The sequence below is a fragment of the Dysosmobacter sp. genome (assembly GCF_034093755.1).
GTDB lineage: Bacteria > Bacillota > Clostridia > Oscillospirales > Oscillospiraceae > Oscillibacter.
In genome coordinates this window covers 1-22,725 of record NZ_JAXEBZ010000016.1, presented here as the reverse complement: position 1 = coordinate 22,725, position 22,725 = coordinate 1, and the positions used below count along the sequence as shown (strand labels likewise).

Annotated in this window: 20 protein-coding genes, 1 pseudogene and 1 other annotated feature; of the genes and pseudogenes, 9 read left to right on the top strand and 12 right to left on the bottom strand. The window is 64.3% G+C overall.

The genetic code is table 11. The annotated features are described in order from the left end of the window. The 4 genes from SOX55_RS02060 to SOX55_RS02045 form a co-directional block, all read right to left on the bottom strand. Positions 1–245 (bottom strand): hypothetical protein (locus tag SOX55_RS02060; RefSeq protein WP_325285772.1); only part of this gene is annotated, 245 nt, incomplete at its 3' end. Positions 246–1,015: 770 nt separating this feature from the next. After that, positions 1,016–1,957: a ketopantoate reductase family protein gene (locus SOX55_RS02055; protein WP_325285771.1), complete on the bottom strand. Its 942-nt coding sequence runs from the start codon at positions 1,955–1,957 to the stop codon at positions 1,016–1,018. A 12-nt stretch (positions 1,958–1,969) separates the two neighbouring features. After that, positions 1,970–3,727, bottom strand: a complete 1,758-nt coding sequence (locus SOX55_RS02050) for a VanW family protein (protein ID WP_325285770.1) — start codon at positions 3,725–3,727, stop codon at positions 1,970–1,972. 142 nt (positions 3,728–3,869) lie between these two features. After that, entirely contained in the window at positions 3,870–4,661 is a 792-nt protein-coding gene (locus tag SOX55_RS02045; RefSeq protein WP_325285769.1) for a ParB/RepB/Spo0J family partition protein, read from the bottom strand. Between the two features lie 119 nt (positions 4,662–4,780). Here SOX55_RS02045 and SOX55_RS02040 point away from each other — a divergent pair. Both SOX55_RS02040 and SOX55_RS02035 read left to right on the top strand, forming a co-directional pair. After that, positions 4,781–4,966 (top strand): annotated as a pseudogene (locus SOX55_RS02040) (TnpV protein); the annotation flags it as partial. Between the two features lie 128 nt (positions 4,967–5,094). Next, positions 5,095–5,337, top strand: a complete 243-nt coding sequence (locus SOX55_RS02035) for a hypothetical protein (protein ID WP_325285768.1) — start codon at positions 5,095–5,097, stop codon at positions 5,335–5,337. Between the two features lie 350 nt (positions 5,338–5,687). Here the strand turns inward: SOX55_RS02035 and prmA are convergent, their stop codons facing one another. From prmA to rpsO, 8 genes are all read right to left on the bottom strand, one after another. Further along, the gene (gene prmA / locus SOX55_RS02030; protein WP_325285767.1) at positions 5,688–6,641 is read right to left on the bottom strand and encodes a 50S ribosomal protein L11 methyltransferase; all 954 of its coding nucleotides are present in this window, start codon (positions 6,639–6,641) and stop codon (positions 5,688–5,690) included. 48 nt (positions 6,642–6,689) lie between these two features. Continuing rightward, complete coding sequence (locus SOX55_RS02025; protein ID WP_325285766.1) at positions 6,690–7,556, bottom strand: DegV family protein; 867 nt, start codon at positions 7,554–7,556, stop codon at positions 6,690–6,692. 10 nt (positions 7,557–7,566) lie between these two features. After that, entirely contained in the window at positions 7,567–8,133 is a 567-nt protein-coding gene (locus tag SOX55_RS02020; protein WP_325285765.1) for a DUF1836 domain-containing protein, read from the bottom strand. 93 nt (positions 8,134–8,226) lie between these two features. Then, on the bottom strand, positions 8,227–9,603 hold the full coding sequence (mnmE, locus tag SOX55_RS02015) for a tRNA uridine-5-carboxymethylaminomethyl(34) synthesis GTPase MnmE (protein ID WP_325285764.1): 1,377 nt from the start codon (positions 9,601–9,603) through the stop codon (positions 8,227–8,229). Between the two features lie 39 nt (positions 9,604–9,642). Continuing rightward, complete coding sequence (locus tag SOX55_RS02010; protein WP_325285763.1) at positions 9,643–10,221, bottom strand: flavodoxin family protein; 579 nt, start codon at positions 10,219–10,221, stop codon at positions 9,643–9,645. 1 nt (position 10,222) lies between these two features. Then, positions 10,223–10,642: a PPC domain-containing DNA-binding protein gene (locus SOX55_RS02005; protein WP_325285762.1), complete on the bottom strand. Its 420-nt coding sequence runs from the start codon at positions 10,640–10,642 to the stop codon at positions 10,223–10,225. A gap of 952 nt (positions 10,643–11,594) precedes the next feature. Then, positions 11,595–13,745: a polyribonucleotide nucleotidyltransferase gene (locus SOX55_RS02000; RefSeq protein ID WP_325285761.1), complete on the bottom strand. Its 2,151-nt coding sequence runs from the start codon at positions 13,743–13,745 to the stop codon at positions 11,595–11,597. A gap of 187 nt (positions 13,746–13,932) precedes the next feature. Next, positions 13,933–14,199, bottom strand: a complete 267-nt coding sequence (gene rpsO / locus SOX55_RS01995; protein ID WP_325285760.1) for a 30S ribosomal protein S15 — start codon at positions 14,197–14,199, stop codon at positions 13,933–13,935. Between the two features lie 555 nt (positions 14,200–14,754). Here rpsO and SOX55_RS01990 point away from each other — a divergent pair. The 7 genes from SOX55_RS01990 (at position 14,755) to ileS (ending at position 22,519) form a co-directional block, all read left to right on the top strand. Beyond that, positions 14,755–15,132, top strand: a complete 378-nt coding sequence (locus SOX55_RS01990) for a GntR family transcriptional regulator (protein ID WP_325285759.1) — start codon at positions 14,755–14,757, stop codon at positions 15,130–15,132. Continuing rightward, positions 15,125–16,021, top strand: a complete 897-nt coding sequence (locus tag SOX55_RS01985) for an ABC transporter ATP-binding protein (protein ID WP_325285758.1) — start codon at positions 15,125–15,127, stop codon at positions 16,019–16,021. Before SOX55_RS01990 ends, SOX55_RS01985 begins: the two co-directional genes overlap by 8 nt. Continuing rightward, positions 15,996–17,993: a hypothetical protein gene (locus SOX55_RS01980; protein ID WP_325285757.1), complete on the top strand. Its 1,998-nt coding sequence runs from the start codon at positions 15,996–15,998 to the stop codon at positions 17,991–17,993. The genes SOX55_RS01985 and SOX55_RS01980 overlap by 26 nt, the downstream gene beginning before the upstream one ends. After that, positions 17,993–18,646, top strand: a complete 654-nt coding sequence (locus SOX55_RS01975; RefSeq protein ID WP_325285756.1) for a peptidoglycan recognition protein family protein — start codon at positions 17,993–17,995, stop codon at positions 18,644–18,646. Before SOX55_RS01980 ends, SOX55_RS01975 begins: the two co-directional genes overlap by 1 nt. Positions 18,647–18,740: 94 nt before the next feature. Beyond that, a complete protein-coding gene (locus SOX55_RS01970; protein WP_325285755.1) occupies positions 18,741–18,905 on the top strand; it encodes a hypothetical protein in 165 nt (54 codons plus the stop codon). A gap of 121 nt (positions 18,906–19,026) precedes the next feature. After that, positions 19,027–19,194, top strand: coding sequence for a hypothetical protein (locus tag SOX55_RS01965; protein WP_325285754.1), 168 nt, complete (start codon positions 19,027–19,029; stop codon positions 19,192–19,194). Positions 19,195–19,312: 118 nt separating this feature from the next. Continuing rightward, positions 19,313–19,562: a binding site (T-box leader), on the top strand. A 200-nt stretch (positions 19,563–19,762) separates the two neighbouring features. Beyond that, positions 19,763–22,519 carry an isoleucine--tRNA ligase gene (gene ileS, locus SOX55_RS01960; RefSeq protein ID WP_325285753.1) on the top strand — a complete coding sequence of 919 codons (2,757 nt, stop codon included), beginning with the start codon at positions 19,763–19,765 and terminating at the stop codon, positions 22,517–22,519. The last annotated feature ends 206 nt before the right edge of the window (positions 22,520–22,725 follow it).

Below are 22,725 nucleotides of genomic sequence, written 5' to 3'. Positions count from 1 at the left end.
GTTGGGGCCGCCAATCGTGCCGCTTCCTCGAAACAGGCTCGCTGTTTCCGCCGCTGGCGGCGCTTCGCCTGTTTCCCCCATTTTCTTTGGGTCTTGCCCAAAGAAAACGGGCCGTGCACGGTCCAAAAGAAAGGCGCTTTTGGCCTTTGTACACAAAGGCTGACGGGGGATTTCTCAGACGGTTCCGACGGCGTCGTCGCAAAGTCCGCTTTACGTGAAAAGCCCTGCGTGAAAGGGCTTTTCACGTGTCGCTCCCTTGCTCCTCCTTTTCCCACCGCAAACGCTTCGCTGGTTTGCGGTGGGAGGCCTGGGGAAATCTTCTGCCGAGTGCGCCGAACATTGAATGAAGATTGAAAATCTGCCGCCGCAAATCAGAGCCTGGGTGATCAACGGGGTGCAGAATCGAAAGGCCCCTGCGTGTTTGCCCCGGGCGTTCCGCTTCGCTACGCCCTACTGCGGTGGTTGATGGGGCACACCGTTTCGCTTCCCTCCGTGACAACCCGGGTATGCGCGTAACGCGCGGGCAGAGAAGGACAGTCCTTTCGGTTTTCCACCCCGACTACTGCCGCACTTCCGCAGCTTGCGGCGGAAAGCTTTCGACGAGCACCGGTGTATAGCGCAGCCGGCAGAAGATTTCCCCAGGGCTCCCGCCGCAAACCAGCGAAGCGTTTGCGGTGGGAAAAGGAGGAGCAAGGGAGCGACACGTGAAAAGCCTTTTCACGCAGGGCTTTTCACGTTAAGCGGACTTTGCGACGACGCCGTCGGAACCGTCTGAGGAATCTCCCGTCGGCCTTTGTGTACAAAGGCCGGAAGCGCCTTTCTTTTGGACCGTGCACGGCCCGTTTTCTATGGGCAAGACCCAAAGAAAATGGGGGGTGCAAACCCGCCGGGGTCCCGGCAATTTCCATCGCCGAAACCGGCGCATAAGCCCGCAATCTTCATCGCGCAGTGCATCCGTTCCCTGAAAAACGCAAAAAACCCTCCTGCGGCAAGCCTCGCAGGAGGGTTTTTGTGTTCAGAACTTCGCTGCCATCTCCAGCAGCGCCTGATAGTATTCCCGGGTTACCGGCACGTCCACGCCGGCTTCCTCAGCCATGCGCACCACGTCGCCGCAGAACACCTCCAGCTCGCCGGCGCGGCCGGCGGCAAAGTCCCGGCTCAGGGAGCTGGTGGAGGCGTCGGCGGTGGTCTCCACCCGGTGCATCTGCTTGTCCACCAGGTTCTCCGGCAGGGCCACGCCCCGGGCCACGCCTACGGCCCGGGCCTCCGCCATCAGGGCGCGGCAGTCGGCCATCCGCTGCGGGTCTGCCTTCACGGCGCCGATGTCGCAGCTCCACCGGGCGGTGGCTACGTTGTAGGCGCAGTTCAGCACGAACTTGCTCCAGATGGCCACAGCCACGTCCGGCACCAGGCGGCAGTCGATGCCCGCCCCGGCAAACAGCTCCTGAAGCTCCCGGGCGGCTGCGGCGCCGGCCTCGTCGCCGGGTGCCCCGCCGGTGAAGAGATGGGTGAAATTGCCGATCTGGGTGATGGAGTAATCCGCCCCGGCGCTGGACACGGTGTAAATCACGCTCTCCAGCACGATGCCCTTCCCCAGGGCGCGGCGGAGCCTGGCACCGGCGGTGACGCCGTTCATCACCGTCAGCACAATGGTCTCCGGCCCCACAATGGGGGCGATCTGCCGGGCCACCTGATCCAGCTGCCCGTTTTTCACGCACACCAGCACCACGTCCTGCACCGGCAGCGCCTCCGGCGTCTCCGCCACCGCGGCGGGGATGACGGTGAACTCGCCGTATACCTCGCTGTGAAGGGTCAGGCCCCTCTGCCGCAGGGCCTCGCCCCGCCTGCCCCGGGCCACCAGGGTGATATGGTCACCGTATTGGCGCACCAGGGGGCCGCTGAGCAGCCCGCCGATGCCGCCGATGCCTACCACCGTCAGTTTCCAGTTCTTCTGCATGCCAGTTCCTCCTTATCCGTTGCCGGGGGTCAGGTCCACCACAATGGTGCCGCTGCCCTCCGCCACCGGGGTATCCGGGATTTCAACGGGGGCCTCCGGCTCCGTCACCGACACCTCCGGCTCCTGAATGGGCGGCTGCGCCGGAATCTCCGCGCCGCCGTTGACGTAGCGCTCCGTCTCCTTGGCGGGGCCCTGCTGAATCACCTTGTCCCGGACCTTGTAGTTGCTGGTGGCCTCCTGGTGGCTGCTGATCAGCTTTCCGTTGGCGTCATAATAGCTCTGGAAGGTGACCACCTTGTAGCCGGTGTAGGGGGTGACCTTCACCTTTTCCGTGCCGGGGGCCAGGGTGTCGTCCTGCTCGTAGACGGTTTTCCACGGCGTGGTGGACAGCACCTTGTTGGTCATCTTCACGGTGACGCCGCTGGTTTTGGTGCCCAGCAGCTGCACCGTCAGGTAGTTGTTGGCGTATGTGGTGACGATTTTCACCGGATAGTCGGTGTTGTTGGTGAACTTGTAGTCCGGGCCGTTCCAGGACACGGTGGCGTCCATGCCCCAGTCGATGTAGGAGGGGACGTAGCGGTGGGCGTACCGCTCGGTGATCTCCATGTCCGCCAGCAGGCAGGCCTTGTAGAGGGTGGAGGAGGGCTGGCAGACGCCGCCGCCGATCTCATCCACCGTCTCGCCCTGCACGTAGGCCGGTGCCGCCTGATAGCCCTTGGCGGCGGTGCGCTGGCCCACGGTGCCGTTGTAGGAGAAGGTCTCGCCGCTGTTGAGCACCACGCCGTTGAAGGCGGCGGAGGCCAGCTTCACGTTGCTGATGCGGGCGGCGGTGCCGCTGACGTGGGTGCGGGCCTGGCCCAGCACATCCCGGAACAGCACGCTCTCCAGCTCCCTGGCCGTCACCCTGGGGTATTCCAGCGTGACATCCACGGTGATGTCGCTGCCCGGCTCCGCGGCGTCCAGGGCCGCCTGGGCGGCGGTGACGTCGAATTCGGCGCCCAGCCGCTCCGCCGTGATGGACTGGGTTTTGGCGTCATAGCCGGCGTTTTTCATCTCGCCGGCGATCTCGTCGTGAACCTGCCGGGCGGTGAGGGTTTTGGCGGGAACGGTGGTGAAGAGCACCGTGATCACGTGGGTGTTGTCATTCCTGCCGGACACCCCGGCGAAGGCCGTCCGCAGGGCCGCCTCATCCACGGCGCGGCCGTCCCGGGCCTTCCGGATGGTGAGGGTGCTGCCCTCCAGGGTGTATTCCGCGTCCGCCGCCGGCACGGACAGGGTGTCCATCACCCGGTCCACCGTGGCGTCCAGCACCGACTGGTCCGGGTCCGGCCAGTTCCAGCCGCCGGGCCACCGGCCGGTGAGAATGTTGAGATAGGACCAGCCCCGGCGCAGGAAGCTGTCCCGCTGCTGATCCGTGAGCCAGAACTGGGCGTCGCCCTCAAACAGCTCCGCCGTGTAGCCCAGGTCCGCCAGGGTCAGGTCCGCCAGGTCCTGGCCGTTTTCATCCACCAGCGTCACCGGCCGGGAGGGAAACTCGCTCTCCAGCTTGTCCTGCGCCTGCGCCGCCGTCAGCTGCCCCACGTTGATGCCGTTGATGCAGCGGCTGGGGTAAAAGGTGTCCAGCGATCCGGCGTAGGCGCACAGGCCCAGATAGGCAGCCGCCAGCACGCCCGCGGCGATGCCGGGAATCAGCAGGGGAGAGCGGCCGCTCTTTTTCAGCCGGGCGCCGCCTTTTTTCCGCACATTGGCTTCGTTTGTCGTCTGCTCCATGAAGCCCTCCTGTTGTTACCAATAAGATCCACAGGCCGTTTACCACAGCCTATGCTGACAGTTTCCCATTATAGCACGGTTTTTCCGGGAAAAGCATTACAATCCCGTAACAACAGCAGGAAAATCCGGGGAAAACCGGCGGTTACGGCTTCCCCTTGGGAATGCGGATGGTCAGCAGGATGGCGTCCTCCGTGTCCTGCCGCTCCGTCCGGGCGTCCACCCCGGCGGAGCGCATCAGCCGCAGCCCCCGGTCCAGGGTGTTGAGGAACAGCCGCACGTCCTTGATGATGTAGCTCCGGCGGCCCCGGGGCGGCGTGGTCTGGAGCCGGGTCACCCGCCGGTCGATGTACCGCTCCGCCTGGGCCACGTTCAGCCCGTTGGCCAGAATGTGCCGCAGGGCGGAGAGCCGCTCCTCCTCGTCCTCCAGCCGCAGCAGCGCCCGGGCGTGGCGCTCGGACAGGTTTCCCTCCAGCAGCAGCCGGGCGCACTGGGGGCTGAGCCGCAGCAGCCGCAGCTTGTTGGACAGGGCGGAGGGGGACAGGCCCAGAATCTCCGCCGCCCGCTCCTGGGCCATGCCGGAGCGGCGGAGAAAGGCGGACAGGGCGCTGGCCTCCTCCAGATAGTGAAGGTCCTCCCGCTGCAGGTTTTCCATCAGGGCCAGCAGGGCGGACTCGTCGTCCCCGGCCTCCGTCTCCAGACAGGGCACCGTCTCCAGCCCCGCCAGCTTCGCCGCCCGCAGCCGCCGCTCTCCGGCCACCAGTTCCCAGCCCTCCGCTGTCCGCCGCACCGTCAGCGGCTGGAGGATGCCCTCGGCCCGGATGGACCCGGCCAGCTCCTCCAGTCCCGCCGGGTCGAACACCCGCCGGGGCTGCATGGGGTTTGGCCGCAGCGCCGCCGTGGGCAGCTCCAGTACCTGCCGTGTTCCGCAAACCATGGTGTCCCCTCCTTTTTTACCGGTTTTCTCCATTGTAGCGTTCCGGGAACGGGAAAAGGGGGGAGGGGCGTCGAACGGCGAAAAAAGCCCCCGCGGAGCATAGCTGGGTGTGCGTAAGACAGTATTGCGCCAAGATTGACAAAGCGGAACGAAACCGCATGGAACTGATCGTGCCGGAGCTGGTGAGGCGAAACGGCAAGAACGAGCAACTGAAAGCCGAAAGCCAAATGGAATGGGTACGGCAGATGAACGCTTGCAAGGCACAGGCAGAAGCTATTGTGAAGTTTGAGCTGATTTATGATTGATACCGAGAACGCGCGGACGAAAAATGTTCGGGCATTTCTTGTGCAGATGGTAGAATTTTTCACATCTTTCTGGTATACTTTATTTAGTGAAAGAGTGAGAAAGATTTGAAGTTGGGAGGATCGCTGATATGAAATTAAAGACCGCAAAAGCTGTAATGTGGGTGTTGCTTGCCGTTTTTTGTATGTTAATGTTACTTATGGCTTGGACAAGGTTTGCACCCTTCGGTTATGCAGCAATTGCCACTATTATTGTCTATGGAGTAATAAATATTGCGTTCTGGCGTTGCCCTAACTGCGGAAAGTGTATTGGCAGGATTTGGCTCGGAAAATATAATCATTGCAGCTATTGCGGAGAGGAAATTAAACCGTAAATTCGCATTTGTCGGGCTGTCGCAAACCCCTTTAGGAACTAAAGGGCGCACTTCTATACTCTCCTGTCGGGAGTATCGTGCGTCCTGCGGAGCTTCATTCTCTGTCAGCGGCAAGAAACTGCTTGTCCGAGAATCTTGCGTCACTTTGTTCCGTCAAGGTGGCTACACCCCCTTGCGCCGCTAAAGCGGCTATCCCCTGTGGACTTGCCGCGACCAAACGGTTTTGACAAACCGTTCGCCGCCAGCAAGTTTGAAGATTAGACATAAACAAATCCTCCGTATGATCTAAGCCATACGGAGGATCAACTGTTTTACGGACACCCGGCAATTCCGTGGGGGCTTTTCAGGTCTTATTGGCACACGTAGGAGAACCAGCCCTCGGCGGAGCGGGTCTCCAGAATGGTCAGTCCGGCGGCGCGGAGTCGGTCCGCCACCTCCTCCGCCCGGTCATCGATGATGCCGGAGCAGAGGAACACCCCGCCCTCGGCCAGCAGCGGCCGGACGGCAGGGGCAAGGGCGATGATCACGTCCGCCACGATGTTGGCCAGCACCACGTGATAGCCGGTGCCGATCTCCTGCTGCAGCGCTTTGTCAGAGAGGATATCGCCGGTGCGGACGGTGTAAATGTCCCGGCCCACGCCGTTGAGGGCGGCGTTCTCATAGGCCACCGTCTCGCACTTCTCGTCAATGTCGCAGGCGAAGGCGGAGGCGGCGCCCAGCTTCAGCGCCGCGATGGACAGAATGCCGCTGCCGCAGCCCAGGTCCAGCACCCGCTCGCCGCCGTGAATCCGCTGCTCCAGCTCCGTCAGGCACAGCCGGGTGGTGGCGTGGCTGCCGGTGCCGAAGGTGAGGCCCGGGTTCAGGATCAGGGGCACCCGGCCCTTGGTGTCGGCGCTCTCCCACTCCGGAATCACCAGCAGCCGCTCTCCGATCTCCATGTGCTTGTAGAACTGCTTCCAGTTGTTCTCCCAGTCGGCGTCCTCCAGGTTGTCCAGGGTCATCAGCAGGCTGCCGAAGCCGGTGTTCCGCTGCCGGAACTCCTGCAGGGCGATCCGGACGGCCCCCAGCCGGGCCATGCCGTCCCCGTCCGCCGGCAGGTAGAAGGTGATGCGGGACTTGCCCGCCTCGGCGGCCATCAGGTCCTCGTCCACATAGTCCCAGTACTGGTGATTGTTCTCCAGAAAGTCATGGAACTCCGTCTCGTCGTCAATCACCACGCTGTCGATGCCCTGGGCGGAGAGAAAGGCCTCCACCGCCTCCAGCCCGGCGTGGTTGGTGTCAATGTGTACTTCCAGCCATTTCATCTGTCTGTCTCCTTGCGCCCCGGCGTCCTGGCACCGGGGGTATCGTTGTCAGCGGCGGCTGCCCACGAAGAACAGCGCCACCGTGCCGGGGCCGGAGTGGTTGCCGATCACCGGCCCCACAAAGTGGATCATCAGCTCCCGCACCGGGAAGCGGCGGCGGATCTCCTCCGCCAGAAGCTCCGCGTCCGCCCGGCAGTCGCCGTGGCTGATGAACACGGCGGCGGGGTCCGTGACGGTCTCCGCCATTTTATCCGCCAGGGCGATGATGGAGGCCTTCCGCCCCCGGGCCTTGGACACCGCCACCAGCCGGCCCTCGTCATCCACGTGGAGCACCGGCTTGATGGAAAGCATGGTGCCGAACAGCGCCGTGGCGGCGTTGATGCGGCCGCCCCGCTTCAGGTGGTTCAGATCGTCCACCGTGAACCAGTGGCAGATGTGGAGCCGGGTTTCCTCGGCATAGGCGGCCACTTCCTCCAGAGTGCGGCCCTTCAGCCGCTCCCGGGCGCAGAGGGTCACCAGCAGTCCCTGCCCCAGGGAGGCGCACAGGGTGTCCACCACCCGCAGCTTCCGCTCAGGGAAGTCCTCTGCCACCGTCTCCGCCGCGATGACGGCGGACTGGTAGGTGGCGGACAGGGCGGAGGAGAAGGCGAGGCACAGCACGTCCCGCCCTTCCTGAGCGCAGCGGCGCATCACCGCCTCAAACTCCCCAGCGCTGACGGCGGAGGTGGTGGCCAGCACCCCCTGGCGCAGCCGGTCATAGAAGGGGCCGAAGCCCTCCCGCCTGCTGACCAGCCGGTTCTGGTGATCCTGCCCGTCCATTTCCAGGTGCAGCGGCAGCACCTCCAGCTCCAGTTCCTCCGCCAGCTCGGCGGGCAGGTCGCAGCAGCTGTCGGTGATGATGGTAAATTCGCTCATGGCTTCCTCCTCAGGCTTCCGCCTTTTCCTTGCTCTTGCGGCTCTTTTTCGCCGGGACGGCGCCGCCGGCCTCCTCCCGCCGCCGGCGCAGCAGGGAGACATAGCGGCTGCTGGCCACCCCCGCCGCATAGGACAGCAGGGCGAAGTGCAGCGCCGCCTGGGCGGTGTCCTCCTCCGCCGGATAGCCCTCCATCACGTCGGTCACCAGATTCAGGCTCCGGTCCAGATCCGCCCGGAAGGCCTCATAGCCCCCGGCCACATCCTCCCGGGGAAGCACGGAGGACAGCAGCAGCTCCACGTCCTTCACGGACATGACCTGCTTGAGAATACATACGGCGGTGAGACAGCAAAGATGCTCCCGGCTGTACTTTTTCCCCTCGGCCCGGGGCAGCAGGCCGCTTTTTGTGTAGTTGTTCACCATGGCGGCGGTGAGGCCGTCCCCGTCGTCAAACCGCAGGACCTGCCGCTCCATGTAAGAGAGCATCTGGTCCATATACAGGGGAAAATCCGGCATCTCTTCATAGGCAACAGGCCGCTGTGTGGCCAGCCGCTCCCGCAGGGCGGACAGTTCATCCATGGGTGATCCCTCCTGTGTTCAGATTGGGATCAGTATACCACGAAGATATGGTTTTGTAAACCATGTTGGGGCGTATGAAAAATGATATATTTGTCACTTTCCCACGCAGAACCGGGAAAAAATGCGGGACACAATGTCCTCCCGGGCGGTGCGGCCCGTCAGCTCCCCCAGGGCGGACAGGGCCTCCTCGGCGTCGGTGAGCACCGCGTCGGGGGTCATGCCGCCCTCCAGGGCCGCTTTGGCCCGGCGGAGGGCGTCCCGGGCCCGCCGGACCGCGTCCTCCTGCCGGGCGTCGGTGAGGAGGGACCCGGCCTGATGGGGGTCCCCGGCGGGGAACAGGGCGGCCACGGCGTCCTCCAGGGCGTCGATGCCCTCTCCGGTGACGGAGGAGAGGCGCACCGCCGCGGCGGGGGGATTGGCCCACCGGGGATCGGCGGCGGGGAGGTCCCGGCTGCCCAGGTCCTGTTTGCTGTACACGGCGATCCACCGGGGGCAGCGGGCGGCCAGAGCCTGCACCGCCGCGTCCTCCGCCGTGGCGTCGGCGGAGCCGTCCACCACCGCCAGGGCCAGGTCGGCGGACTCCAGCGCCGCCCGGGACCGCTCCACCCCCAGCCGCTCCACGGCGTCCTCTGTCTCCCGGATGCCGGCGGTGTCAATGAGCCGCAGCAGCACGCCGCCGCAGAGGACGGATTCCTCCACCGTGTCCCGGGTGGTGCCGGGGATGTCGGTGACAATGGCCCGCTGGTAGCCCGCCAGGGCGTTGAGCAGGGAGGACTTGCCGGCGTTGGGCCGGCCCACAATGGCGGTGCGGACGCCGGCCTTCAGCAGCCGGCCCCGGCTGGCGGTGGCCAGCAGGCCGGAGAGGGTCCGGTCCGACTGCTCCAGGGCGGCGGCGATCTGCGCCGGCTCCACGTCCTCAATGTCCTCGTCGGGGTAGTCCACCACGGCGTAGAACCGGGAGGTCACGTCCAGCAGCGCGTCCTGCACCTGCTCCAGGGGGCGGCGGAGGGCGCCGTCCAGCTGGGCCACGGCGTTTTTGGCGGCGGCGGCGGTCTCCGCGTCAATGAGGTCAATCACCGCCTCCGCCTGGGTCAGGTCCATCTGGCCGTTGAGAAAGGCCCGCTTTGTGAATTCGCCGGGCAGCGCCTGCCGGGCGCCCAGGGCGAACAGGGCCGTCAGCAGCTCCCGCAGCACCACGGGGGAGCCGTGGCAGTGGAACTCGGCGCAGTCCTCGCCGGTGTAGCACCGGGGGCCCGGGAAGCGCACCGCCAGACCCCGGTCCAGCAGCGCCCCGTTGGCGTCCAGCACGTCGCCGTAGACCATCTGCCGGGCCGGGTGTTGGGACAGGGGCTTTCCCGACAGGGGCCGGAACAGCCGGTCGCACAGGGCGAAGCAGCCGTCGCCGGAGACGCGGACAATGCCGATGGCCGTGGCGGCCTGGCCGGTGGAAATGGCAGCAATGATGTCCATGGTGGTGGCTCCTTATGAATCGTCAGAAATGGAAAGGGGTTATTCCGCCCCGGCCAGCCGGCGGGCGAAGGCCCGGGCTCGGTCCGCCTTGTCCGGGGACAGGAACACGGCCCTGTAGCCGGGGTCGTGCTCCGCCAGCATTCCCAGATAGCGGAGCCGGGAGTGCTTGCAGTAGCGCCGCAGCCCTGCCTCCCACAGGTCCGCCCCCTTTTCCGGCGGGTAGCCGCAGGTCACCAGGGTGGCCACGGCCTTTCCGGCCCACAGGGCGGGGCCTTTTTCCTCCCCGTAGTATTTGTTCATGCCGTACACCAGCCGGTCCAGCACCGTTTTCATGGGCGGCGTGCAGTACCAGGCGTAGATGGGGGTGGCCAGCAGCACCAGGTCCGCCTCCAGCACCCTGGGGAACAGGGAGTGCAGATCGTCGGCCTGCCGGCAGCCGAAAACGGTCCAGTCCCGCTGGCAGGCGCGGCAGGCGGTGCAGGGCCGCAGGTCCAGGTCATAGAGCCACACCGTCTCCGTTTCCCAGCCCAGGGCGGTCAGCTCTTCCGTGAAGGGGTCCAGCAGCTGCCGGGTGTTGCCCTGCCTCCGGGGGCTGCCCATGAGAATCAGACACTTCATGTCAGAATTTCAGCAGGTTCAGCCCCACGCCGGGGTCGAATTCCCGCTCCACGGTGCCGTCGATCAGGTGCAGCACAATCTCGCTGGTGGCGCTGACCACCGCCCGGTTCAGGTGGCCGCCCACCACATGGCCCTGGGCGTCGCCGGCGCTGATGTGGATGTGGGCGTAGTATTCGCCGTTCATGGTGGTGATGGTGCCCACCAGGTTGGCCACCTCGTACACGCCGGTGAAGCGGTTGGAGAAGTATTCCTTCCGCTCCACGTCCCACACGCCGGAGGTGAGGTCATTGATGGCGCCGATGCCGCTGACGCTGGCCAGGGTAACGTTTTCCTTCAGGCACACGGCCTTCAGCTGCTCCAGAATCTCCTCGCCCCGGTCTACCCGGAGGACGATGGCGTTGGGGAATCTCTTGTAATCCATAGCAGTGAATCTCCTTTGACTATATATGTAGTTTGCATATTGCGGAATTGGATGCGCGGCGCAGGCCGCGGGCTTTTGCACCGGTTTCGGTGCTGGAATGTGACGAAGGTCACAGCTTTGCACCCCCATTTTCTTTGGGTCTTGCCCAAAGAAAACGGGCCGTGCACGGTCCAAAAGAAAAGCGCTTTTTCGCCTTTGTACACAAAGGCTGACGGGAGATTCCTCAGACACTGCCGACCGCGTCGTCGCAAAGTCCGCTTTACGTGAAAAGCCCTGCGTGAAAGGGCTTTTCACGTGCCGCTCCCTTGCTCCTCCTTTTCCCACCGCAAACGCTTCGCTGGTTTGCGGTGGGAACCCTGGGAAAATCTTCTGCCGGCTGCGCTCTCCATTCTGCGCAAATTGATACTGCTCCGCCGCAAGTCGGGGCCTGGGTGGTCAACGGGGTGCAGAATCGAAAGGCCCCTGCGTGTTGGCCCCGGGCGTTCCGCTCCGCTACGCCCTACCGGGGTGGTTATCGTTTATTGCCCGGGTATGCGCGTAGCGAAGCGGAACGCGCGGGAAGAGAAGGACAGCCCTTTCGGTTTTCCACCACGACGACCGCCGCACTCCCGCAACTTGCGGCGGCAGACTCTCCGGGACTGCCAGTGTCAGACGCACCCGGCAGGAGACTTCTGGACTTAGTCGGCAGGGTCTGAGGAGACCCCCGGTCTACCCTTTGGCTCCGCCAAAGGGTACGCCCAGCGTTTTTCTTTTCCACCGGGCGCGGCGACTTTTCTTTTGACGCGTCAAAAGAAAAGTGGGGGCGCATCCCTGCACCGGGACCGGTGCAAAGCCCGCGATCTTCATCGCACTTCCCGGCATCCGGACGGGTGCACCCCTGCCGGGGTCCCGGCAAAAAAACCAGCGGAGCGGGCGTCTGCCCGCCCCGCTGTCAGGGTACGATCCAAACAGATTACTTGATGCGCTCGCCGGCGGCCTCCTTGGCCTTGATCTCCCGCAGGGCGTCCTTGTGGCTCAGGTTGACGCGGCCCTTCTCGTCGATGTCGGTGACCTTCACCCACATCATGTCGCCGATCTTGCACACGTCCTCCACCTTCTCCACCCGACGCTCCGCCAGCTTGGAGATGTGAACCAGGCCGTCCTTGCCGGGGGCCAGCTCCACGAAGGCGCCGAAGGTCATCAGCCGCACCACGCGGCCGTAGTACAGCGCGCCGATCTCCGGCTCGAACACGATATCGTCAATGCACTTCTTGGCGGCGGCGCAGCACTCCGGATTGGGCGCGGAGATGAAGATGGAGCCGTCGTCGTTGATGTCGATCTTGCAGCCGGTGTCGGCCACGATCTTCTGAATGACCTTGCCGCCGGAGCCGATGACCTCCCGGATGCGGTCGGGGTTGATGTGCATGGTCAGCATCTTGGGAGCGTATTTGGACACCTCGGCCCGGGGCTCGGCGATGCAGGGCAGCATGATCTGGTCCAGAATCTGGCAGCGGGCGTCATAGGTGATGTCCAGGGCGTTTTCGATGATCTCCATGGTCAGACCGTCGTTCTTCAGGTCCATCTGGATGGCGGTGATGCCCTTCTTGGTGCCGGCCACCTTGAAGTCCATCTCGCCGTGGAAGTCCTCCACGCCCTGGATGTCGATGAAGGTGGTGAAGGAGCCGTCATCGTCCTGAATCAGGCCGCAGGAGATGCCGGCCACGGGGGCCTTGATGGGCACGCCGGCGTCCATCAGCGCCAGGGTGGAGCCGCAGATGGAGCCCTGGGAGGTGGAGCCGTTGGAGCTGACCACCTCAGACACCACGCGGATGGCATAGGGGAACTCCTCCACGGAGGGGATCACGGGCAGCAGGGCCCGCTCCGCCAGAGCGCCGTGGCCGATTTCCCGGCGGCCGGGGCTGCGGGCGGGCTTGGCCTCACCCACGGAGTAGCCGGGGAAGTTGTAGTGGTGCATATACCGCTTTTCCGTCTCTTCCCAGATGGTGTCCAGCTTCTGGTTGGCGGACAGGGTATCCAGGGTGCAGGCGGACAGCACCTGGGTCTGGCCGCGGGTGAACAGGCCGGAGCCGTGGGCACGGGGCAGCAGGCCCACCTCGGCGCTGAGGGGACGGATCTCGTTCCTGGCGCGGCCGTCCACGCGGTGGCCCTCCAGCAGCCAGGCCTTCACGATCTTCTTCTGGAACTTGTAGGTGATCTCCTCCAGGAACTGGTCCATGTCGGGGTGGCTCTCCAGATACTTCTCGTGCCATTTCTCGATCATGGCGTTCCAGCGGGCCTCCCGGACGTTCTTGTCGTCGGTGTCCATGGCGGCCTTGGCCTCGTCCATGAAGTTGGCCACGATATCGTCAAACAGCTCCTGGTCGAAGGCGGCGTGGGGATAGTCAAACTTGGGCTTGCCGATCTCCGCCACCATCCGGTTGATCAGTTCGATCTGCTTCTGGTTCTCCTCGTGGGCGGTCTTGATGGCGGCGAACATCACGTCATTGGGCACCTCGTTGGCGCCGGCCTCGATCATGACCACCTTCTTGCCGGTGGACACCACGGTGACGTCCAGGTCGGACACCTTGCGCATCTCGGAGTCGGGGTTCACCACCAGCTTGCCGTCCACCAGGCCCATCTTCACGGCGCCCACGGGGCCGTTCCAGGGAATGTCGGAGATGGCCAGGGCGGCGGAGGTGCCGATGAGGGCGGCGATCTCGGGAGAGCAGTCGTGGTCCACGCTCATGACGGTGCACATGATGGACACGTCATTGCGGAAGTCATAGGGGAACAGGGGGCGGATGGGGCGGTCGATGACCCGGGCGGTGAGGATGCCCTTCTCGCCGGGACGGCCCTCCCGGCGGTTGAAGCTGCCGGGGATGCGGCCCACGGAGTACATCTTCTCCTCAAAGTCCACGCTGAGGGGGAAGAAGTCGATGCCGTCCCGGGGCCGGGGAGAGGCGGTGGCGCAGCACAGCACGCGGGTGTCGCCGTAGCCCACCATCACGGCGGCGTTGGCCAGCTCCGCCAGCTTGCCCACCTCCAGGAACAGGGGGCGGCCGGCCAGCTCCATCTCATAGCGGTGATAGTTGGGGAACTGTCTCTTGGTGATAATGGTTGACATGTTGCTTTTCTCCTTTGCATTGGTGCTCGGGAGCGGCTCTTTTCGCATTTGAAACTGTGTCCGGCGGCTCCGGACATACTTTCAAACACAAAAAGACGGACGCCCCCGGCGAAAAAATGGGGTAGTCAGGGGGATGCTTGCAGAAAAGGGTGACGGAGACTTGCTCCGTCACCCGATTTGCGACGACTCACTTACGGATGCCCAGCTTGGCGATCAGGGCGCGGTAACGCTCGATGTCCTTCTTCTGCAGGTAGTCCAGCAGACGGCGGCGCTGGCCGACCATCTTGTACAGGCCCCGGCGGGAGTGGTTGTCCTGGGGGTTGGCCTGCAGGTGAGCGGTCAGGTTGGCGATGCGCTCGGTGAGAATGGCCACCTGCACCTCGGGGGAGCCGGTGTCGTTCTCGTGGGTACGGTTGGCGTTGATGATCTCGGTCTTCTGTTCTTTGCGCAGCATGGATTTGTTCCACCTTTCTTGAATGTCGCCCGCAAAACTGCGCCCCCGGCCGGTGAAAAGCCGCGGAACGAAGTCAGGGGTCAATTTACGCGCGGTTCACGCGCCAGAAAACTATACCATATTTATCCCCGTCTGTAAAGGGAAAAATACACGATTTTCCCGGGGGTTTCCCGTTTCAGCGGGCAAAATGGCCCAAAAGCGGCTCCGCCCGCCGGGTGAAAAATTTTCCTGCCCCGGGGATTGACAGCGCTGTATCGCCGTGTTATGCTAACTGTACTAAGAAGCTTAGTACAGTTGATACACCTATTTCCGGACAGGGAGGCGAGCGAAGCATGGAGATTGTGTCCGGTCTTCCCGTCTGGGGCGTGGGCCTGGCGGGGCTGGCGCTGGTGGCGCTGGCGGACATTGCCCGCCGCTGAAGGGAACAGAAAGGAGAAACGCCTTGATGAGTATCATGTTTCTGCTGGGCATTGCCGCGGCGGCGGTGGTGCTGGTGCTGGCGGCAGCGGCGGTGACCCGCCGGTAACGGAACGAACAGGAAAGGAGGGTGATCCCGTGATCAGCCTGAATTACCGGGACTCGCGTCCCATTTACGAACAGATCCGGGACGAGCTGCGCAAGCTCGTCGTCAGCGGGGCCATTGCCGCCGACGAAAAGCTGCCCTCGGTGCGGGCGCTGGCGGCCCAGCTGGCCATCAACCCCAACACCATCCAGCGGGCCTACAACCAGCTGGAGAGCGAGGGCTATGTGTATTCCGTCCCGGGAAAGGGCAGCTTTGCCGCCGTCATGGACGACGCGGTGGCCGCCCGGAAAAAAGAGCTGCTGGAACAGGTGGGGGAGCTGCTGCGGGAGCTGCGGAGCCTCGGGGCCACGGCGGAGGAGCTGGTGGCCTTCACCCAGGCAGTGACAGGCAAGGAGGAGCGCCATGATTGAAGTAAACGGTCTTGTAAAGCGGTTTGACGGGTTCGCCGCCCTGAACGGCGCGTCGCTGACGGTGCCCACCGGCAGCGTCTACGGTCTGGTGGGCCCCAACGGAGCGGGCAAGTCCACCCTGATCCGTCACCTGACGGGCATCTACCGCCAGGACGAGGGCAGTCTCCGCATGGACGGCCAGGATGTGTGGGAGAACGCCGGGCTGAAGGCCCGGGTGGCCGCCATCCCCGACGACTGGTACTATTTCGCCCAGTCCTCCATCCGGGACATGATGAAGTTCTACCGGGGCTTTTACCCCCGCTTCTCCATGGAGCGGTACGAGAAGCTGAAGGAGGTCTTTTCCATCGACGAGAAAAAGACCATCCGCCGCCTGTCCAAGGGTATGCAGAAGCAGGTGGCCTTCTGGCTGGCTCTGAGCTGCATGCCGGACTACCTGATTCTCGACGAGCCGGTGGACGGCCTGGACCCGGTGATGCGCCGGCAGGTGTGGTCATTGGTGATGGGCGACGTGTCCCAGCGGGGCACCACGGTGCTGGTGTCCTCCCACAACCTGCGGGAGCTGGAGGACGTGTGCGACCACGTGGGCATCATGGACCACGGAAAGGTGCTGCTGGAGCGGTCCCTGGAGCAGCTGCAGGACAACATGGTGAAGCTGCAGGTGGTGTTCCGGGACGGCATGACGGAGGTGCCGCCGGAGCTGCCGGTGCTTCACGCCTCCAGAATGGGCCGTATCCACACCCTCATCATGCGCATGGGCGCCCGGGAGGCGGAGGAGCGGCTGGCGGCCTACCAGCCCCTGCTGGTGGACGCGGTGCCCCTGACCCTGGAGGAGATCTTTATTTACGAGCTGGGAGGTGCGGACTATGCAGTCAAAGACATCATTCTTTAACAGGACCCTGTACCGCAAAAACCTGACCCGCTACTGGCCCCTGTGGGGCATGGCCAGCTTCCTGGCGGCCCTGTTCCCCCTGGCCATGCTGGTGCAGCTGCTGCGGGTGGAAACCGGCTTCTCCCTGGAGCCCCTGGAGGCCACGGAGGCCTATTACAGAGCGGTGGCCTACGTGCTGCCCTGGCTGGCCCTGATCTACGCCGTCCTCTGCGCCGTGGTGACCTGGAGCTATCTCTACAGCGCCCGCAGCGTGGGCGCCATGCACACCCTGCCCATCCGGCGGGAGAGCCTGTTCGTCACCGGTCTGCTGTCGGGCCTCACCATGGCCCTGGCGCCCTACGTGGTGCTGGGTGCCCTGATGGGCGTCATCTCCCTGTGCTTCGGCTTTTTCGAGCCGGTGGGCTTTGGCGTCACGGTGCTGGCGGTGCTGGGGGAGACCCTGTTCTACTTCGGCAGCGCCACCTGCGTGGCCTTCATCACCGGCAACGCCTTCGCCATGCCGGCGCTGTACTTCATCTTCCACTTCCTGGCCGCCGGGCTGGACATGCTGGTGTCCGCCTTCTCCGCCGGGTTCTACTTCGGCGTCAACGGCGACTACACCGGCGTGGTGGAGTGGCTGTCTCCCACGGTGTACCTGCTGAACAATGTGCGGGTGGACTCCGAGTACATGGATGTGCAGGTGGCCCCGGACATCACCCGTGCGGTGCTCCAGTCCGTCAGCCTGGAGAAGGGCTGGCTCATCGCCGCCTACGCGGCGGCGGGAGCGGTGCTGCTGGTGATCGCGTGGCTGCTGTACAGCCGCCGCCGCAGCGAAAGCGCCGGCGACGTGGTGGCCGTGGGCTGGATGAAGCCCGTGTTCCGCTATGGCGTCACCCTCATCAGCTCCATGCTGTTCGGCCTGGTGCTGTACGCCATCTTCTGGGGCAGCTACCAGAGCGGCAGCTATTACGAGATCATCCCCCTGGCCATCTGCATGTTCATCGCCGGCGCCATCGGCTATTACGCCGCCTCCATGCTGCTGGCCAAGTCCCTGCGGGTGTTCCGGGGCAGCTGGAAGGGCCTGGCCCTGACGGCGGTGTTCGTGGCGGTGGTGCTGAGCGTGTTCCGCTTCGACCTGCTGGGCGTGGAGCGCCGGGTTCCCCAGCTGGGCGAGATCAAAACATTGGAGTTCCGTGCCGCCGACAACAGCTACACCCTGTACCCGGATCAGGACGCCGACACCATCGAGCGCATCCGCGCCCTCCACACCGCCGTCATCGCCGACAGGGACTACGTGGAGGAGTCGGACCGGCAGTGGCGGTATACCGATGTGTGGGAGTACGAAAGTGTCTCCTACCGCAACACGGTCCGCCTGATCTATACCCTGAACAACGGGCAGAAGGTGTCCCGCTATTACTGGGTGCCCATCACCCGGGACCGGCTGGAGCAGCCGGGCACTTATGACAACCTGCTGGATACGCTGGTGAACAGCCAGGATATGAAGCAGCGCCGCCTGCGGCTGGATCTGGGCGGCCTGACGCCGGAGTACGTGGACATTTACGCCGACCGCAGCAGCACCAGCGAGACCTTCGGCAGCCGCCAGGCCCGGGAGCTGCTGGAGGCCGTGTCCGCCGACGCGGCGGAGGGCACCTGGGGCAATTATGACTGGTTCAGCGATAACGAGACGGGCCAGTACGCCCTGGACGTGTCCGTCCAGTTCCGGAACCCGGAGACGGGCTACTACGAGGGCCGTATCGGCATCAATGTCTATCCCGCCATGACCCACACCGTGGAGTACCTGCTGAAGCAGAACATGGTGCAGGCGGAGGACCTGGTGACCCGGATTCAGCTCCACCCCAGCTGGTACGAGGAGACGGACGAGTACTTTGAGAAGTACGGCGTGGCCTACGGGGATGCCTACGAGGATCCCGCTTCCATCGGCGTCATCGGCGGCGCCGACGGTCCCACCGAGGTTTTCGTGACGGCGGGCTGATGGAACCGTACCGAAGAAAGAGAAGGCGCCGCCGGCGGCTCAACCCCCGGTTTCTGGCGCTGTGCGGCGTGTTGATTCTGCTTCCGGCGGCGGTGTGGGCCTTCACGGCCCGCCGCCGCCCCGCCGGGGACGGCGTGACCCTGCCGGACTACGTAGAGCAGGAGCTGCTGAGCGTCAACGAGTGGTCCCGGCCTGGGACGGAGCTGCAGAGCATCCGCGGCGTGGTGATCCACTACGTGGGCAATCCCGGCACCACCGCCCGGGCCAACCGCAATTACTTTGCGTCCCTGGCCTCCGGGCGGGAGAACACCTACGCCTCCAGCCACTTCATCGTGGGTCTGGAGGGGGAGGTGATTCAGTGCGTCCCCCTGACGGAGCAGGCCAACGCCACCCCCGGCCGCAACGGTGACACCGTGGCCGTGGAGGTGTGCCACCCGGATGAGACGGGGGAGTTCTCCCCCGTCACCTACCGCCGCGCCGTGGAGCTGACGGCGTGGCTGTGCCGGGAGTTCCGGCTGGACCCGGTGGAGGACGTCACCCGCCACTATGACGCCACCGGCAAGCTGTGCCCGCTGTACTACGTGGAGCACCCGGAGGCCTGGGAAGCGTTCCGGGCCGACGTGGCCGCCGCCATGGCGGAACTGGAACCGTAAAAATTTTTTCGGGCCCCGTGAAACTTTTCGGGGGTCCAATGCGTCTTTATTAACAGAAAGCAAACAGCAGACCGTACCGGAAGGAGGGAAGAGCATGGAACAGAGAATGGAAGCCCTGTGGCGCATCTGGGTAGACACCAAAAACCGCATCGTTTCGTTTCACGAGGCCGAGGGCTGTCAGCTGATGGAGTTCCGCAGCCATGAGATGTTCCTGAACTGCGTGGATGAATTCACCGGCCGCTGCTACCGCTACCAGTGAGGCCCGCCGTTCCGATACGGTGTTGAAAAGAAGAAAAAGCCCCGCAGAGTTCACGCCCCGGCGCGGACTCTGCCGCTTTTGCGTTGTGTAATAACAGGGGAACAACAGAGGGGGATGACCTGTGGAGCAGCAGGAGCTGGACCGGGTGTGGCGCGTCTGGGTGGACGAGCGGAACCGGGTGGTCTCCTTCCGGGAGACGGCGGACAGCCGGATGATGGAGTTCGCCAGCCGGGAGGAATTTTTGCGGCGGGTGGACGAATTTACCGCCCGGAATTACCGTTATCGCTGAAAAAGACCGCATTTCTCCGGGAATTCCATTGACAAACCGGAAAAATGCGGGTAAGATACCCTCGTTGAACAGGCGGCCATGCCGCCTCTGTTCGCCGGGGGTATTCCCGTAACTGAACATTCTGGCGTGGATAAGGACGAGTACCGCTTCCAGCCGCTGCGAAGAGAGCCGCCGTTTGGTGCAAGGCGGACAGGGCGGGGCGGGAACATCACCTTGGAGCCTCCTGCTGAAAATCCAAAGTAAGCGTGGACGATTGATGCCCGTTACAGCATCGGCCCGTGACGGCGGGCCGTGAGCGGCCGGCTTCCCGCGAGGGACCGGCAACCGAGAGTGGTACCGCAGAGTGCGTACAGCGCTTTGTCTCTTGATGAGAGACAAGGCGTTTTTATTTTTCCCGGCAGACCACAGCACCATATTTTAAATTGAAATCATTTTTCCGGCGGCGCGCACGTCGGAAAAATACCCTGACCTGCCCGCCCTGGGCGGGCGCGCCGGTCCCTGGACCGACGGTGGGGAATCCAAAGGGGGAGCCTGCTCCCTCTTTGAGAACGACGAAGGAGTGAAGGATATGGATTACAACAAGACCATCAATCTGCCCAAGACCGAGTTCCCCATGCGGGCGGGCCTGCCCAAGCGGGAGCCGGAGATGCTCAGGCGCTGGCAGGAGCAGGACGTGTACAATGAGCTGCTGAAGAAGAACGAGGGCAAGCCCCTGTTCAACCTGCATGACGGCCCTCCGTTTTCCAACGGCGCGCTGCACATGGGCCACGCCCTGAACAAGTCCATCAAGGACTTCATCACCCGTTCCTACGCCATGCGGGGCTACTACACCCCCTATATCCCCGGCTGGGACAACCACGGCATGCCCATTGAGTCTGCCATCATCAAGCAGAACAAGCTGAACCACAAGGCCATGAGCATCCCCGATTTCCGCTCCGCCTGCCAGGACTTCGCCAGACACTACATGAATGTCCAGAGCGAGGGCTTCCAGCGGATGGGCGTCCTGGGCGACTGGGAGCACCCCTATGCCACCATGAACCCCGGCTTCGAGGCCGAGGAGGTGAAGGTCTTCGGCGAGATGTACAAGAAGGGCTACATCTACAAGGGCCTGAAGCCCGTGTACTGGTGCGCCCATGACGAGACTGCCCTGGCGGAGGCGGAGATCGAGTATCAGGACGATCCCTGCACCACCGTCTACGTCAAGTTCCCCATGCACGATGACCTGGGCAAGCTGCCCGGCGTGGATCACGCCAAGCTGTTCTTCGTGATCTGGACCACCACCATCTGGACCCTGCCCGGCAACCTGGCCATCGCCCTGCACCCCGATGAGTCCTACGCCCTGGTGAAGAACAACGCCAACGGCGAGGTGTATATCGTGGCCGAGGCCCTGGCCGACAAGGTGATGAAGGTGGGCGGCGTGGCCGACTACGAGATCGTGGAGACCCACCCCGGCGCCTTCTTCGAGGACATGCTGGCGGACCATCCCTTCCTGCCCAAGACCTCCCGCCTGGTGCTGGCGGATTACGTCACCATGGACTCCGGTACCGGCTGCGTCCACACCGCCCCCGGCTTCGGCGCCGACGACTACCAGACCTGCAAGCGCTACGGCATGGAGATGGTGGTGCCCGTCAATGACCAGGGCCGCCACACCGACTACGCCGGCAAGTACGCCGGCATGAAGACCGACGAGTCCAACCCCGTCATCCTGAACGATATGAAGGAGAGCGGCATGCTCTTCGCCTCCGAGGACATCGTCCACAGCTATCCCCACTGCTGGCGCTGCAAGAGCCCCATCATCTTCCGGGCCACCCCCCAGTGGTTCTGCTCCGTGGAGTCCTTCAAGGACGAGGCCTGCGCCGCCGCCGACGATGTGCGCTGGGTGCCCGGCTGGGGCATCGACCGCATGAAGTCCATGGTCCGGGAGCGCACCGACTGGTGCATCTCCCGCCAGCGGAAGTGGGGCCTGCCCATCCCCGTGGTGTACTGCAAGGACTGCGGCAAGCCCATCTGCACCGACGAGACCATCGCCGCCATCTCCGCCCTGTTTGAGAAGGAGGGCTCCAACGCCTGGTTCTCCAAGGAGGCCGCCGAGATCCTGCCCGATGGCTTCACCTGCCCCCACTGCGGCGGCAGCACCGGCTTCGAGAAGGAGACCGACACCCTGGACGGCTGGTTCGACTCCGGCTCCACCCACTTCGCCGCCATGAAGCGGGATCAGGGCTTCTGGCCCGCCACCATGTACCTGGAGGGCTTGGATCAGTATCGCGGCTGGTTCCAGTCCGCGCTGCTGACCGCCGTGGGCGCCTTCGGCAAGGGCGCTCCCTTCAAGGAGTGCGTCACCCACGGCTGGACCGTGGACGGCGAGGGAAAAGCCATGCACAAGTCCCTGGGCAACGGCATGGACCCCTATGAGATCATGGAGAAGTACGGCGCGGACCTGCTGCGGCTGTGGGCCGCCTCCGCCGACTACCACGCGGATATGCGCTGCTCCGACGCCATCTTCAAGCAGCTGAGCCAGAACTACCTGAAGTTCCGCAACACCGCCCGCTACTGCCTGGGCAACCTGAACGGCTTCGATCCCAACCATCTGGTGAGCGCGGCGGAGATGGAGGAGCTGGACCGCTGGGCCGTCACCCGCCTCAACGCCCTGATGGAAGCCTGCGAGCAGGCCTATCAGGACTACGAGTTCAACGCCGTCACCCACGCCGTCAACGATTTCTGCGTGGTGGAGCTGTCCAACTTCTATCTGGACATCATCAAGGACCGGCTGTACTGCGAGGAGGCTGACGGTCTCAAGCGCCGCAGCGCCCAGACCGCCCTGTACCTGATTCTGGACACCATGACCAAGATCATGGCCCCCATCCTGGCCTTCACCTGCGACGAGATCTGGCAGGCCATGCCCCACAGCGACGCCGACGACGGCCGCAACGTGGTGTTCAACGAGATGAACAAGCCCTTCGCCGACTACGCCCTGTCTGCCGATGAGATGGCGAAGTGGGACCGCGTCATCGCCGTCCGCGACGCCGTCAACGGCGCCCTGGAGGCCGCCCGCGCCGAGAAGAAGATCGGCAAGGCCCTGGAGGCCGCCGTGTCCCTCACCGTCCCTGCCGAAGACGCCTTCCTGGCGGAGCTGCCCGAGGGCGTGCTGGCGGACCTGCTGATCGTGTCCCAGGTCAGCGTCACCGTGGGCGGTGAGCTGAGCGTGTCCGTGGTCAACGCCGCCGGCGTCAAGTGCCCCCGCTGCTGGAAGCACTCCGCCAACCCCGGCCAGGACGATCTGTGCCCCCGCTGCGCCGCGGTGGTGGCGAAGATTCCCCAGTTCTGAGAACCCTGAAAAACCGTCCCCCACACCGGGGGACGGTTTTTTGCGCCGGTGATCACCGGCGGATTGCGGGTTCCCCGCGGGGGATGCGGACCACCGTCGCGGCGATACGATTCCCGGCCCCGTTGGGGCCGCCAATCGTGCCGCTTCCTCGAAACAGGCTCGCTGTTTCCGCCGCTGGCGGCGCTTCGCCTGTTTCCCCCACTTTT

Bases quoted from the DNA above. Each gene is read 5' to 3' on its own strand.
- SOX55_RS02025 (WP_325285766.1), bottom strand. From the start codon at position 7,556: ATGAGCGAATTTACCATCATCACCGACAGCTGCTGCGACCTGCCCGCC.
- SOX55_RS01980 (WP_325285757.1), top strand. From the start codon at position 15,996: ATGCAGTCAAAGACATCATTCTTTAACAGGACCCTGTACCGCAAAAAC.
- SOX55_RS02010 (WP_325285763.1), bottom strand. From the start codon at position 10,221: ATGAAGTGTCTGATTCTCATGGGCAGCCCCCGGAGGCAGGGCAACACC.
- prmA (WP_325285767.1), bottom strand. From the start codon at position 6,641: ATGAAATGGCTGGAAGTACACATTGACACCAACCACGCCGGGCTGGAG.
- SOX55_RS02050 (WP_325285770.1), bottom strand. From the start codon at position 3,727: ATGGAGCAGACGACAAACGAAGCCAATGTGCGGAAAAAAGGCGGCGCC.
- SOX55_RS02005 (WP_325285762.1), bottom strand. From the start codon at position 10,642: ATGGATTACAAGAGATTCCCCAACGCCATCGTCCTCCGGGTAGACCGG.
- SOX55_RS01975 (WP_325285756.1), top strand. From the start codon at position 17,993: ATGGAACCGTACCGAAGAAAGAGAAGGCGCCGCCGGCGGCTCAACCCC.
- SOX55_RS02035 (WP_325285768.1), top strand. From the start codon at position 5,095: ATGAAATTAAAGACCGCAAAAGCTGTAATGTGGGTGTTGCTTGCCGTT.
- SOX55_RS02020 (WP_325285765.1), bottom strand. From the start codon at position 8,133: ATGGATGAACTGTCCGCCCTGCGGGAGCGGCTGGCCACACAGCGGCCT.
- ileS (WP_325285753.1), top strand. From the start codon at position 19,763: ATGGATTACAACAAGACCATCAATCTGCCCAAGACCGAGTTCCCCATG.
- SOX55_RS02045 (WP_325285769.1), bottom strand. From the start codon at position 4,661: ATGGTTTGCGGAACACGGCAGGTACTGGAGCTGCCCACGGCGGCGCTG.
- SOX55_RS02055 (WP_325285771.1), bottom strand. From the start codon at position 1,957: ATGCAGAAGAACTGGAAACTGACGGTGGTAGGCATCGGCGGCATCGGC.
- SOX55_RS01970 (WP_325285755.1), top strand. From the start codon at position 18,741: ATGGAACAGAGAATGGAAGCCCTGTGGCGCATCTGGGTAGACACCAAA.
- mnmE (WP_325285764.1), bottom strand. From the start codon at position 9,603: ATGGACATCATTGCTGCCATTTCCACCGGCCAGGCCGCCACGGCCATC.
- SOX55_RS02000 (WP_325285761.1), bottom strand. From the start codon at position 13,745: ATGTCAACCATTATCACCAAGAGACAGTTCCCCAACTATCACCGCTAT.
- rpsO (WP_325285760.1), bottom strand. From the start codon at position 14,199: ATGCTGCGCAAAGAACAGAAGACCGAGATCATCAACGCCAACCGTACC.
- SOX55_RS01985 (WP_325285758.1), top strand. From the start codon at position 15,125: ATGATTGAAGTAAACGGTCTTGTAAAGCGGTTTGACGGGTTCGCCGCC.